Genomic DNA, 12,870 nt, shown 5'->3' with positions numbered 1-12,870 from the left:
AGCGCAGGGTGGTGACCGGGGCGTTCGTGGGCGCCTCGGCCACCAGACGTCGGTTGTGCCGGACACACGGGGGAACGATGTTCGAGCGGCTGGGCAGATTCGTCGTGGGCAGAGCGTGGTGGGTGATCGCCGGGTGGGTGGTCGCGGCAGCCGCCATCATCCTCACCACACCATCCCTGAGCGACATCACCTCCGCCGACCAGGAAAGCTTCCTGCCTCGCTCGTACGAGTCGGTGCAGGCCACCGAGCTGGGGCAGAAGGCATTCCCGCAGCAGGCCACCGCGACGGCGACCATCGTGGTCAAGCGCGCCGACGGGCAGAAACTCACGTCGGCGGACGAGGCGAAGGTGGGCCAGCTCGCCCAGTCGCTCAAGGCCAAGAACATCCCGCACACGTCCGGCTACCTGACCGGCCCGCCCGCGGTCGCGCCGGACAAGTCTGTGCAGATCATCAACGTGGGGCTCGACGCCCCCACCCCCGACGACCCGGCACTGCTCGACGCCGTGCGCGACCTGCGCGCGGACATCGGCCCGGAGTTGGCGAACAGTGGGCTGACCGCGGGCGTGGCCGGTGACGTGGCGAGCTTCGTCGACAACGAGGACACCTTCAACAGCGCCTTCGCCGTGGTCGGCGTCGCGACGATCATCCTGATCATCGGACTGATCCTCGTCATCTTCCGCAGCCCCATCGCGGCGCTGCTGCCCGTGGTGGTCGTCGGCGTCGTCCTGAGCATCACGACGGGTCTCGTCGCCGCCGCAGGCAAGGCATTCGACCTCAGTGTCAGCCAGGACCTGCAGACGATCCTGCTGATCGTGCTTTTCGGCATCGGCACCGACTACATCCTGTTCCTGCTCTTCCGCTACCGGGAGCGGCTGCGCGCAGGCGACGACAAGCGCACCGCGATGATCGTCACCGTCCAGCGGGTCGGCGAGGTCATCACCTCGGCCGCCGGAGCGGTCATCGTCGCGTTCCTCGTGCTGCTCCTCGCCTCGCTGGGCTTCTTCGGCTCCCTCGGTCCGGCGCTCGCGATCGCGGTCGGCGTCATGCTGGTCACCTCGCTCACCCTCATCCCGGCGGTCGTCTCCCTGCTCGGCCGGTACGTCTTCTGGCCCTCGAAGGCGTGGCAGCGTGCGCCCAAGGCCACCGTCTGGCACCGGCTCGGCAACACCGTCGGGCGCCGCCCGGCGCTTGTCGCGGCGGCCTCCGGCGTCCTCCTGATCGCGCTCGCCGCAGGTGTGCTCGGCTACAAGGCCGACTACGACTTCAGCGCCGGCTTCCCGCAGGACACCGAGTCGGCGAAGGCCGCACAGGACCTACAGCGCGGGTTCGCCGCCGGTGCGCTCGCCCCTACCGAGGTCTACCTGACCACCAGCAACGGGTCGCCGTTGAACGAGCAGCAGGTCAACGACTTCGCGGCGGCCGTGGCGAAAGCCCCGGGTGTGGGCCAGGCGCAGCCTCCGGAGCGCAGCACCGACCCGAGTGTGGCCCGGGTCAACCTGCTGCTCAACGAGAACCCGGTCTCCAACGAGGCGATCACCCTCGTCCGCGACGACCTGCGCGGTGCCGTGCACGCTGCGGCCCCGCCGGGCACCCGGGCGCTGGTCGGCGGGACCACCGCGATCTTCGCGGACATCAACTCGGCCAACAACCGCGACCTGTCGGTGATCCTGCCGGTCGCGGCCGGCCTGATCGCGCTCATCCTCGCGCTGCTGCTGCGCAGTCTGGTCGCGCCGATCTACCTCGTGATAGCGGTGCTGCTCAACTTCGCCGCCACGCTGGGCGCCACTGTCTACCTCTTCCAAGGGCTGCAGGGCGAGCCCGGCGTCACCTTCCAGCTGCCGATCATCCTCTACCTCTTCGTGGTGGCGATCGGGACTGACTACAACATCCTGATGATCGCCCGACTGCGCGAGGAGGCGCGGGAGGGCAACGAGCCGCACCAGGCCGCCGCCATCGGGGTCGAACACGCCGGCCCGACGGTCGCGGCAGCAGGCTTGATCCTGGCCGGGACGTTCGCGGTGCTGCTGCTTGCTCCGATCTCGTTCCTGCAGCAGATGGGTTTCGCGGTGGCGATCGGCATCGTGCTGTCGGCGTTCGTCATGTCGATGTTCTTCGTGCCAGCGCTGACCGCGCTGATCGGGCACAAGGCGTGGTGGCCGGGCCACGGCGACGAGCGACCGGCCGGCGGGCCGCACGTCCCGCCGGAGGCCGTAGCGAAGGGGTAGCCGGGCGAGCGGACGGACGACCGATATCAGGCGGCGATGGCCCGAGCCGCGGCGTACATGTCGGCGGGCAGCGCGTGGTGCAGCTTCCAGAGGATGCGCATGGGCCGGTCGCCGGTGTGCGACTCGTAGGTCATGGTGCCCGCGTAGAGGTACGGCGGCGCGCCCAGGTCACGGTCGGGAATACGGGTCTCCCGGACGAAGAGGTGCACTGTCGAGCCGCCCGACGTGTAGCGCTGCCCGGTCCCGGACGCCGCCGAGGTGGTGCTCTGCGACTCCCACTGGAACAGGGTGTCGGTGATGGCCCGGTCGGCGTACATCGTGGTGGGGGAGTAGTGCGCCTCCGACTTGACCAGGGTGACGAAGAACAGGTCGGCCTGGGCGTCGGGCAGCCACTTCACCCCCTCGCGCAGCGACCCCGGGTTGGTCATCCCGAAGGCGGCGCACGCCTCGTTGCGGCTGTACCGGGCGTGCACCCGCAACGGCACCGCCCCGCGCGTGAGGGTGGGTGTGACCCGGTGGATGCGGTCGCGCAGCACCTCGGCGACCTGCCGCAACTCGGCACACCGCGCCGGGTCCGTCCACAGCCGGTTCAGTCGCTCGTCGCGCGAGGCCAGCGCCGCGTTCGGCCCCCAGAGGCTGAAGTGCAACATATCGAGCAGTCGAACGCTGCCCGCGTACACCTGCTGACCTGGCGCGGGCGGTCCGGCCGCGACCCGGGTCAGCAGCTCCAGCCGGTCCACGTCGTCGGTGTGCAGCATGCGACCGATGGCCCGGCCCAACTCCCGGTCGTCCGGGCCGGGCACGGACGTCTCGATGCCGGCGAGCCGGCGCAGGCCGGTCCAGCCGCCGATGCTGGCCGATCGGTACACGTCCTCGATCTCCAGGCCGGTCTCGCGGAGGAACGTGGCCAGGCTGACGTCGCCGAGCTGCCGCAGCTCGGACACCAGGCCGACCTTCGAGGTCGGCAGCGCGGTCTTGAGGTTGGTGAGCACGACCTCCTTCGCCACCCGGTCCAGCTCGACGTGGCAGCCGCTGGGCAGGCTCGGGAAGTCGTCCCGGACCGCCTCGGTGATCGCCCGCCGGCTCACCCCGGTCAGCGCACGCCATCGCAGGTCAAAGCGGAAGTTGGCGTTCTGCCCGCCGATGAAGTCGAGCACAGTGAGACAGGGCTTGTCGTCGTCCAGGCGCAGACCACGGCCGAGCTGTTGCAGGAAGATCGTGGCGCTCTCGGTGGGCCGCAGCATCAGGATCGTGTCGACCATCGGCAGGTCGACGCCTTCGTTGAACAGGTCCACTGTGAAGAGGACCCGCAGCTTGCCGGCCTTGAAGTCCCGCAACAGCCCGGCCCGGTCGGTGCCGGCTCGCGAGGTCACCGCCGCAGACGGTACGCCGTGGTCGTTGAACCACCTGGCCATGAACTCGGCGTGCCCGATGCTCACGCAGAACCCGAGCGCCCGCATCCGGGCGACGTCGACCTTGTCGCTGACCGCGCGCAACACCGACCGCGCCCGGGCGTGGTTACCGGTGTAGACGACGTCCAGCTCCGCCGGGTCGTAGCCCTGGCCGCGCTTCCAGGCGAGGTGCGACAGGTCCACGTCGTCGTGCAGCCCGAAGTACTGGAACGGCGACAACAACTGCCGCTCCAACGCGTCCCACAGGTGCAGCTCAACCGCCGCGCGGCCGTCGAACCACCGGCGCACGTCGCCGCCGTCCGCCCGGTCGGGGGTCGCCGTCAGTCCCAGGAGTACGCGGGGACGCAGCCGCTCCAACAGCCGCGTGTACGTCGGTGCCTCGGCGTGGTGGAACTCGTCAACGATCACCATGTCGTACGCCTCGGGGTCGACCTCCCGGCGGTGCAGTGACTGAATGGAGGCGAAGACGTGCTTCCAGCCGTTCGGCTTCTCGCCCGCGACAAGCATCTCGCCGAAGCTGCCGTCGCCCATGACCTGCCGAAACGTCGACAGGCTCTGCCGCAGGATCTGCTCCTGGTGAGCAATGAAGAGGAGCGAGTCTGTTCGCCCCGCCTTGTGCAGCCGGCGGTAGTCCAGCGCGGCGACGACGGTCTTGCCGGTGCCGGTCGCCATCACCACGAGATTGCGCCAACGTCCGTGCACCAGCCGTTCGGCGTCCAGGTCGGCCAGGATCTCGGCCTGATACGGGTACGGGCGCACGTCCAGGTTCGAGATCTCGGTCGGTGCCTGGTCGCGGCGCTCCCCGGTGAGTGCCTGCCGTAGCCGCTCGGCGTCCCTGGCCGCGTCGTACGTCTCGAACGCCGGATCGTTCCAGTAATCCTCGAACGTCGCCGTGAACGTGTCGATGACGTGCGGCTGCTCGATGTTCGAGATGCGCACGTTCCACTCCACGCCGTCGACCAGCGCGGTCTTCGACAGGTTGGACGAGCCGACGTACGCGGTAGTGGTGCCGTTGTTGCGGCGGAAGAGCCACGCCTTGGCGTGCAGGCGGGTGGTCCGCGTCTCGTACGACACCTTGACCTCCGCGCCGAGCTCCTTGAGCCGGTCGAGCGCTCGCTGATCGGTCGCGCCGAGGTAGGTCGTGGTGATGACCCGGACCTTGCCACCCCGGACGATCAGCTCGCGGATGGCCGGCTCGACGATGCGGAGGCCGTACCACTTGATGAACGCGCAGAGCAGGTCGACGCTCTCGGCTGAGGCCATCTCGTGGTTGACCTCGTGGCCGATGCGGGGCTGGTGGCGGCCGTTCACCAGTAGCGCGCCGGTGGAGAGCGGGGTGCTCGGACGGTCTGGGAACGCTGGCAGCGCGGGCGGGATTGGCGGTGCGGCGATGGCGTGGAGCAGGTGCTTCGCGTCGGTCACCTGGTCTTGATCCGTTGCGGCCTTCGGGCTCAGCTCGGCGATGGCATCGGCGATCCGGTTAGCCATCTCGACCTGGTGGCGAAGTTTGTCGTCGCCGCCCGGGACGGACTGAAGGGCACGTGCAGCCAAGGCGGCGATGTGCCGGGCGAGGGTCGTGTGCGCGTCGGCGGGGTCGAGCCTGTGGTGCTGGACCAGAGCGGGATCGACTTGCTGAAGACGATCGGCCAGCTCACGAGTGATCAGATGCTCGTAGAGCCCTCGCTCAAGATCCGTCATTCGAGCAAGATAGCTGCAGCATCGAGTTATAAGCGTTCCTGATCTGGTGGAAGGGCTGTAGGTGTCGCCTATTGGACAGTCGTATTTGCCGACCGGGCAGACTCCGCAATCGCCCCTCACAGTAAGTCTCAGGTCGAACGGCGATCGCGGTTACTAGATGCCGCAGCTCTTGGCAACAGGCTGCAACATTGCGCCAGCTCCTGGTGCGAGGGTGATGCGCCGGTAATGACCTTTATGTACGGATCGGTCACCCAGGACAGTAATACTTGCCTCTAACCGTTAGCCTCGCGGGGTGCCGGGGTGCTGAGTGAAACCGCATGCTCGCCTGGAGAGGCTGGGCGACGGTTCACTCTGGAAGACGGCTAAGAGAATTTCCGGTCGGCGGATGGTCGAAGTTGAAGCTTGTGGAAGAGTTGTCGCTAGGGATCCTCGTTGTTGCGGCGATAGTTGCTTTTGCCTTTGCAACGCACCTCGTGGAAATTCGTCGTTCGGCAGTCCGGGTGAGGCGCGCAGATGTAACCCCCGTGTGTCGCCGGGATCATGGTCTCGATCTAGAGCGATCCTTGGACGCGGCAGTTCGTGCAAACTCATACAGAGTTGATCGGAAATCGGCGCCCGGAGTGCGATTGGAATCTGCAGTTCGTGTTACACCCGGTGAATTTGCCGTCGCTGCACCGGAAATAGCTGGCATTCTTCAAGCGGGCAGGGTTGCTTCCGTCGACCTGTCCCGCATGGAAATGCACGAGGCAGCCCGGCTGGTGGATTACTGTCGCGGACTGACCGTTATGGCGAATGGTTGGATCTATCAGTTGGCCCGTAGTGTGATCGTCATTACGCCCGAATCTTAATTAGGGGTTTTTAAATTGCCCGAAAATGGTCATCAGCAAGAGCAGTTGCTGGTGTTGAACCATGAAATCCGTCAAACTGAGCATGAGCTGCGGTATGCGCAGAATCGCCGACGGTGGTCGAACTTATCGATGGCTTTCGGTCCGGCGCTGCTCGCTGTCCTATACGCGTTGTACTGGTTGCCCTGGTTAAGCATTTTTGCGAAGAGGGTCATTCTCATACCCGCAGCCATAATTGCCTTGCTGTTTGGGGCGGCTGCGTTTTGGCTCAAGCGCTATCCTGGCGGCCATTTGCGGGACGAGGCGATCAGTCAAGATCAGCGCCACTCGGAAAGTGATCTCGAACTCAAGCTTGCACGTCTGCGTGACGAACGCAAGCTTCTGGTTGCCAATTTAGAGGGGGACCTAAAGGTTCGGCGAGTTGCCTATAAAGAGGATGCCTACTCGGACATTGATCAACTGCGAGGTGAAAGTAGGCGCTACCGGCTGGTCAATAATATGTTTCAGGGTTTCCTGATTATCGGCTCCTTGGCTGCAACTGGAATTGCCGGCATTTCCGACAAGATGACTTGGGATCGCTGGACCATTCTCGGTCTTACTTTCCTCGTTGGTACAGCAAGCGGCTTCATGGGCTATTACAAGTACAAAGAGAGAAGCTTCTACTTGCAGCAGACGGCCGATGCGATCGAAGCGGAGTGGGAGGCCGTCGAGGTTGGGGTCGGAAGGTATAAGAGGATTTCCTCCGAAGCTGAGCAGCTTGCGGAGTTTGTCGAAGAGGTTCATCGCCTCAAGTCGGAGCAGAAGAAGCGCCAGCAGAATCTGGAACAACCGCCCGAATCGCGCCACCAGGGGGACTAGATGGTTGTCCCTTTGTGAGTGGGTTCTCGACCTGCGTTCGGCAAAAGGTAAGGAGTCAGTTGCGGTGCGGAAGTCTGAGCGCCGAAAAAGGTTTCCATGGGGCCTTGAGGTCTTTTTCGCGAATAGAAAGAATACGTCTATTGAACTCGTTGGCCACGTCCTCAGAGGTTGCAAGGATTGGAACGGCTGCGACGATCATTTTGAGTTCGCGAGCCTCGCGAAGTGTTCCCCAGTTGGGATCGTGCGTGACGTCAAAGTCGTATGATAGTGCCAACGCGCGCTGTGTGCCGGTAGTTCCGAACCGGCGCTCGCCAACTGCAACTGCTGCCAAATCAACCTGCCATGGTCCAACGCATGTAGCGTCGAAGTCGCACATGATTGCCCGGCCAGAAGGCTCTCGTAGAAGATTGCCGACGTGGGCGTCTCCGTGGATGAGTGTCTGCACCTCGCGCTCGCTGAGTGAGGCGATTTCCGGCTCCAGGTGGTTGCACCAGTCGACAAGGAATTCATAGTCTGATTTATTGAGCCCGTCGGCGTCGGCAAGTCGACGCCTTGCGTCGCCAATAGGGTCCCAAAGGGGCAGCGGAAATGGAGGTGTGCCGAGGGTATGAAATTCGCGCAGCACCATGCCAAGGTCCTCGGCTTTCAAGGCAGGTAAGTGCCGTGGAATGTATCGCCATAGCGAAGCGGCCAAACCTCTGACTTGAATTGGCTGCTCAATATAAGGTGCCAGCCGGGTCGTGGGTGCGTTGACATCGGCGAACCAGTTCCCAAGCCGGACGACCTTGGTCACCCGATCCAGTAGCTGATGCGTTCGGGCGATCCGGATGACGATTCCAGCTTCCGGCAGAGCGAAGACCGCGTTATTGGTCATTTGGAGCAACTGGGCGTCCTCGGCAGAGACGCCCAGGGTTGTGGCGATGTCCCGCATCGCTGCCGTCATCGTCTCCTCCGAGAACCGCCCGCTCATGCGGCCATCACAGCCCATGCCGTCACGGTCCGCTCGAACTCGGCGACCTCCGGCAACTCCCGGTGCCGAACGAAGTCGCGACGCAGATTGACAACCCGATCAATAACCCGCCTGGAACTCATTGCCTGTACCTGCTCAAGCACACGGCCTCCGACGGCGAGCGCCTGCTCGGGTTCATCGGCCAAGAACAGGGCGCTGCACAGCCCGACCCCGTTGAGTACGGTGCTGCGCACGTTCGCCGCCCCGAACGCCGCAATGGCATCTCTGCCCCAACGCACTGCCTCGGACGCGTGCTTACGGTCTCGCCGCGCCATGTCCCGGTACACCCGCCCGTACTGCGCCAACAACTCACCGCGGTCGTAGAAGCCCATACCGTCCGGTTCGCGCTCCTTGTCGATGCGCTCGAACTGGTCGCTCGCTTCGCCGAGGGTCTTCACCGCAGTCTGGTGGTCGCCGAGCGCCGCGAGTGAGGCTGCCTCCGCGCCCCAGAGCAGGGCTTTGGCTGCCGGAGTCGAGTGTGAACCGAGTTGCGCGTGCGTAAGTTGCAGTGTCGCGAGGGCATCCCTGTTGTGTCTGAGATGTTGGAGCTGCTTGGCCTGCGCGTACCTAATCAACGCGACGAGCGGTGCGTTGTCAGCAGCCAGCGCGGCGCGCTCCCCAGCGACGAAGTGCCGCTGTGCGTCGTCGTGTCTTCCTGCATCGAGCGCTGTCCAGCCCGCCAGTTGTCGAGCTGTTGCCACCGCTGCGATGAGCGGCGGTGTGAGCCCTGACGGATGTCCCCAATCAAGCATCCTGTATACCGACTCAGCGAACCGGGCCACCTCTCCATATAGGAGACCGCCGCCAGATTCTCGGTCCACCGACCGGTACAGCTCCAGCACTGCGTTCAGCCGGGCGACGTCCGACGTGCCGATCCGCCGAGGCTGGACGAGTTCGTCACCACCAAGTAGGCCCGCCCCAGCAGCAACAGCAGCGATCCCGGCCAACAACGCCCGCCGGCTCTGGTCCGGCCCAGCGTCCTGGCGACCAGTTGAGGAGGCGGCTGCCCCGACCGGTCGGTGAGGCTGTCCGGGAAGGGCGAACCAGAGACACGCAGCGGGTATGGCGAGCAGCTTGGCCCAGTGCGCCAGTCGGTCCAGGTGCACGAGCGCTGGCCCATTCTCCACACGACTCAGCTGCGCCTGTGTTATCCCCAGCCACCCCGCCACGACGGTCTGCGGCAAGGCGAGCCGCCCGTGGTACGGATGGCAGCGGTAGGCCCGGATCACCCGTCCGAGATGCCGCTCAGCGAGGGCCTGTCGCACAGGTTCGTGGTCCCAGAAACTCGCCGGCACCACCGGCGGCGCGCTTAACCGGTCCCGTTCGGCGGCCTGGCATGGCGTGCATCGTCCGCTGGCGTTGTCCCGGGCCATCCGTCCGCCGCAGCGGGGGCAGTTCGAGTGGGTCACCGGGCAGCTCCGTCCATCCAGCTTCATCGAGCCTATCCATTGAACCCGCTGGGTGGGGGCGCGGTATACGCAGCGCGCATATCGCTGATGCCCGCGCTGTCATCCGCCGCCGGGCTGCTGAGCCGCACGGTCGGTGAAACGCCATCGAGAGGAGCACCATGCTGCTGGCCATGTCTCCACCGAGCACGGGGAGAGCACTCGTCTCCGACGAACTCTTCGCCCAGCTGTCCGCCCGCATCGCCCACGATCACCCCGAGCTGGATGCCGACCTGCCGCCCCGGATCCTGGACCAGGCGCTCGCCTTCCTCGCCGCTTGTGCCGTCACGGCCGCGCCGATCGGTCCAAGCACCCTGGTCGACATCGGCTGGCACACGTTCATCCTGCACACCCACGACTACGCCGAGTTCTGCAACAGCGTCGCTGGCCGCTTCATCCACCACGAGCCTGAGCCCACACCCGACGACGACATCCCGCAGCCAATCGGCGCTCCGATCTCGCGGACGGTCGATGCGATCCGAGCGGCCGGTTTCGTTGTCGACGCTTCGCTCTGGGCGGGTGAGGGCGCGGCCGAGTGCACCCAGTGCCATGCCGGGTGCACCGACAGCCCGACCGGATAGAGCGGCTGACCAGCGGTCCCGGACATAGACTGCCTGGGACCGCTCGTCGTTCCTAGGGGCCGCCGCATGTCACGCCGTCGCCACTGGCACGAGCTGCCCGAGTCGGTACGGACAGAGATCGAGCGGCACACCGGCAAGGTCAATTCGGTCGCGACGATCCCCACCGGGGCCTCCTGCGACGTGGCAGTCACCCTCGACACGGCCGCCGGTCGAGTCTTCTGCAAGGGCGGAAACGCGGACAGCCCTTCCGCATGGCTCTATCGCAACGAGGCTCGCGTCAACCCGTGGCTGCCAGAGGTGGCTCCTCGCCTGCTTTGGACCGTTGAGCGCGACGGATGGCTGCTCCTGGGCTTCGAGCATGTCGCGGGCCGGCACCCCGATCTGGCTCCCGGATCACCCGATCTGCCGTTGCTGGCGGCATTGCTCTCCGAGCTGAGCGGGCAACTCACGCCGTGCCCGCCGCCGGCTGTGCGACCTTTCGCCGGTCGGTGGCATTCCCTCATCGCCCCTTCGTTGGTCGACGGTGACACTCTCCTGCACACCGACATGACGCCCCGGAACTTCCTGGTCCCTGAGGAGGGGACAGGATCCGCGGCGAGGATCCGACTGGTCGACTGGTCCAGCCCTGCTCATGGGGCCGCCTGGATCGATACCGCGTTCCTGCTGCTCCGACTTGTTCGCGCTGGCCACACGCCGTCCGCCGCCGAGGCTTGGGCGGTACAGATCCCCGCTTACGCCTCCGCGCCCGAGCATGCCGTGACCGGGTTCGCGGACGCGCTCGTGCAGCTGTGGCGGCGTAAGCAGCTCACCGCGCCTGCGCTCCATCACGGCCCGCTTCTCGATGCAGCCCAGCGATGGGCCGCCCACCGAGGACGCCCGAAGCGTGTCGTCGGCCTGGCAACGTCGAGAGACAAAGCCGTCAAGACGATCGAGTCGAGCGCAGTGCCTCGATGACCACGTCCCATCGCTCCGGCCCGTTCATCGAGTTCAGCGGCTTTCCGTCAGCGACGACCACCCCGGCAGCGCGCAGCACCTCCAGGTGAGCGGCGTACGCCGGGTGTGCCGCCAGCTCCTCCTTGGTGTGCGGGAACGCGATGATCGTCAAGCCCGCGCCGAGTGACTCGTTGAGGACGCCGAGCGCCAGCGTGTCGTTGATGCCCAGCGCCCACTTCGTCACCGTGTTGAACGTGACCGGCGCGGCCACCACCACATCAGCTGGCGGATGCGGTTCCGGGTCGCCGGGCATCCGCCACTCCACGCGTACCAGATAGCCGGTCTTGTCTTGCAACGCCGCCCGGTCGATCCACGGCGCGGCGGTCGGGCTGACGATCATGCACACCTGCCACCCGTCGGCGATCAGCAGATCGACCAGCTCGTGGATGTGTTCCGCTGGACCCGCGGCGCAGACGACCAGATACAGCACCGGACGTTCCGTCATGCCCGCAGTCTGCCCGACTCGGCCGAACCTTCATCGGGCGCATACCGATCCTGCATGCCGCCAACGATCACCGTGACATGCCGTATCGCCTGGTCAACCGCCAGGGTCGACGCATGGCCCGGGGCGGGTGCTCGCGTCCCCAGGGCTGGGCCGGCCCCCATCGGCGCAGCCTCGTCCCCGCCCGCCCCGGCGCTATTCGACTCGTCGACATCCTGGAGCCGCCATGCCCACCCTGACCGCCGCCTGGGCTTCGGTCGACGACCGGGCCGCCGGCGACTTCTGGTGCGTACTCGAAGACCGCTGCTCCGGCCTGCTCCCACACCGCGACGCGCTGCTCTTCTTCGCCGCGCTGGGCCGCCTCGTGGTCGGCGGCGACGATCCGGCGAACCGGGCGGCACTGCTCAGGGTGCTCGGCCGCGCGTACCGTCACTTCGGCCTGCTCCCGCACGCCACCACCATCGGCGACGCGCTGCTCGCGACAGTCGCCCGCCACGCCCACCCACTGTGGACGCCGCAGCTGGCCACCACCGCCGAGCGCTCCCTGCGCCACGCCACAGACGCTGTGCGCCACGCCGCCGGGCAGGCCGGCGACGGCCGGGCCTGGTGGCACGTCCAGGTGATCGGCCACGACCGGCCGTCTCCCGACATCGCCATCCTGACGGTACGTCCCTGGCGGCGACTGCCCTTCCAGCCAGGTCAGGCCGTGCCGGTCTGCACACCCCGGCGGCCTGGGCACTGGCGCTGGCTCTCACCGGCCAACGCCCTACGCGCCGACGGCACCGTCGAGCTGCACATCCGCGCCGTGCCCGGCGGCACCGTCTCCCACGACCTGGTCCATCGGGTACGCCCCGGCGAGCTGCTCTGGCTCGGCCCATCCGGCGATGCTGGCCTGCGCCTCGACCCGGCGCGTGCCGGCGATCTGTTGCTCGTCGCCGGTGGCACTGGCCTGGCCCCACTGCGCGCCCTGGTCGAGCAGGTCGCCGCCGCACCGGACGGTCGACGGGTGACGCTGGTCGTCGGCGCGCGCACCTTCACCGACCTGTACGACGCGATCGCCCTCGACAAGCTGCAATGCGCGCACGACTGGCTGACCATCGTGCCGGCCTTCTCCGCCGACAGCTGCGCGGAGCCGGCCGAACAGGGCGACGCCCTGACCATCGCCCTGCGCCATTACGAGCCGGGCCAGGAGGTCTACCTGTGCGGCCCGTCCGCGATGCTGGCCGCCGCGCGGCCACGGCTGCGCGCGCTCGGCATCCCCGCCGCCCGCATCCACGTGGCCGGGAGCTTCGCTCGGTGACGGCTGTCCCCCGCGGCCGAAACGGCACCTGCTGTCCGCACCACGCCAACCGAGCGGCGCCG

10 protein-coding genes are annotated in these 12,870 nt (G+C 66.7%); 6 read left to right on the top strand and 4 right to left on the bottom strand.

Annotation, left to right across the window (positions count from 1 at the left end; all coding sequences use genetic code 11):
* The first annotated feature begins 104 nt into the window (after positions 1-104).
* Positions 105-2,225 (top strand): MMPL family transporter, encoded by a 2,121-nt coding sequence (locus O3438_RS17450; protein WP_269680965.1) that lies wholly within the window; start codon positions 105-107, stop codon positions 2,223-2,225.
* Positions 2,226-2,251: 26 nt separating this feature from the next.
* On the opposite strand, the gene O3438_RS17445 is transcribed toward O3438_RS17450, so the two are convergent.
* A complete protein-coding gene (locus tag O3438_RS17445; RefSeq protein ID WP_332367461.1) occupies positions 2,252-5,335 on the bottom strand; it encodes a DUF3427 domain-containing protein in 3,084 nt (1,027 codons plus the stop codon).
* 317 nt (positions 5,336-5,652) lie between these two features.
* Between O3438_RS17445 and O3438_RS34330 the strand changes: the two genes are divergently transcribed.
* Entirely contained in the window at positions 5,653-6,183 is a 531-nt protein-coding gene (locus O3438_RS34330; protein WP_442929614.1) for a cell division protein SepF, read from the top strand.
* Positions 6,184-6,198: 15 nt separating this feature from the next.
* Complete coding sequence (locus O3438_RS17435) at positions 6,199-7,038, top strand: SLATT domain-containing protein (RefSeq protein ID WP_269680962.1); 840 nt, start codon at positions 6,199-6,201, stop codon at positions 7,036-7,038.
* Positions 7,039-7,093: 55 nt separating this feature from the next.
* Here O3438_RS17435 and O3438_RS17430 read toward each other — a convergent pair whose 3' ends face one another.
* Positions 7,094-8,008, bottom strand: coding sequence for a phosphotransferase (locus O3438_RS17430; protein ID WP_269680961.1), 915 nt, complete (start codon positions 8,006-8,008; stop codon positions 7,094-7,096).
* A complete protein-coding gene (locus O3438_RS17425) occupies positions 8,005-9,153 on the bottom strand; it encodes an XRE family transcriptional regulator (protein WP_269680960.1) in 1,149 nt (382 codons plus the stop codon). Before O3438_RS17425 ends, O3438_RS17430 begins: the two co-directional genes overlap by 4 nt.
* 473 nt (positions 9,154-9,626) lie before the next feature.
* On the opposite strand from O3438_RS17425, the gene O3438_RS17420 reads away from it, so the two are divergent.
* Both O3438_RS17420 and O3438_RS17415 read left to right on the top strand, forming a co-directional pair.
* Positions 9,627-10,073: a glycine-rich domain-containing protein gene (locus O3438_RS17420; RefSeq protein ID WP_269680959.1), complete on the top strand. Its 447-nt coding sequence runs from the start codon at positions 9,627-9,629 to the stop codon at positions 10,071-10,073.
* 66 nt (positions 10,074-10,139) lie between these two features.
* Positions 10,140-11,027, top strand: a complete 888-nt coding sequence (locus O3438_RS17415; RefSeq protein WP_269680958.1) for a hypothetical protein — start codon at positions 10,140-10,142, stop codon at positions 11,025-11,027.
* On the opposite strand, the gene O3438_RS17410 is transcribed toward O3438_RS17415, so the two are convergent.
* Entirely contained in the window at positions 10,993-11,511 is a 519-nt protein-coding gene (locus O3438_RS17410) for a flavoprotein (RefSeq protein ID WP_269680957.1), read from the bottom strand. The two genes, O3438_RS17415 and O3438_RS17410, sit on opposite strands and share 35 nt — an antisense overlap.
* Positions 11,512-11,734: 223 nt before the next feature.
* Here O3438_RS17410 and O3438_RS17405 point away from each other — a divergent pair, with 223 nt between their 5' ends.
* Positions 11,735-12,808, top strand: coding sequence for an FAD-binding oxidoreductase (locus O3438_RS17405; protein ID WP_269680956.1), 1,074 nt, complete (start codon positions 11,735-11,737; stop codon positions 12,806-12,808).
* The last annotated feature ends 62 nt before the right edge of the window (positions 12,809-12,870 follow it).

It is taken from the genome of Micromonospora sp. WMMC250, assembly GCF_027460215.1.
Taxonomy (GTDB): domain Bacteria; phylum Actinomycetota; class Actinomycetes; order Mycobacteriales; family Micromonosporaceae; genus Micromonospora; species Micromonospora taraxaci.
Note: the sequence above shows the minus strand (reverse complement) of the source record. Positions and strands in the feature narration are given on the sequence as shown.

Coding starts and splice junctions, on each gene's coding strand:
- O3438_RS17445 (WP_332367461.1), bottom strand. CDS start 5,335: ATGACGGATCTTGAGCGAGGGCTCTACGAGCATCTGATCACTCGTGAG.
- O3438_RS17415 (WP_269680958.1), top strand. CDS start 10,140: ATGTCACGCCGTCGCCACTGGCACGAGCTGCCCGAGTCGGTACGGACA.
- O3438_RS34330 (WP_442929614.1), top strand. CDS start 5,653: ATGCTCGCCTGGAGAGGCTGGGCGACGGTTCACTCTGGAAGACGGCTA.
- O3438_RS17430 (WP_269680961.1), bottom strand. CDS start 8,008: ATGAGCGGGCGGTTCTCGGAGGAGACGATGACGGCAGCGATGCGGGAC.
- O3438_RS17405 (WP_269680956.1), top strand. CDS start 11,735: ATGCCCACCCTGACCGCCGCCTGGGCTTCGGTCGACGACCGGGCCGCC.
- O3438_RS17420 (WP_269680959.1), top strand. CDS start 9,627: ATGTCTCCACCGAGCACGGGGAGAGCACTCGTCTCCGACGAACTCTTC.
- O3438_RS17410 (WP_269680957.1), bottom strand. CDS start 11,511: ATGACGGAACGTCCGGTGCTGTATCTGGTCGTCTGCGCCGCGGGTCCA.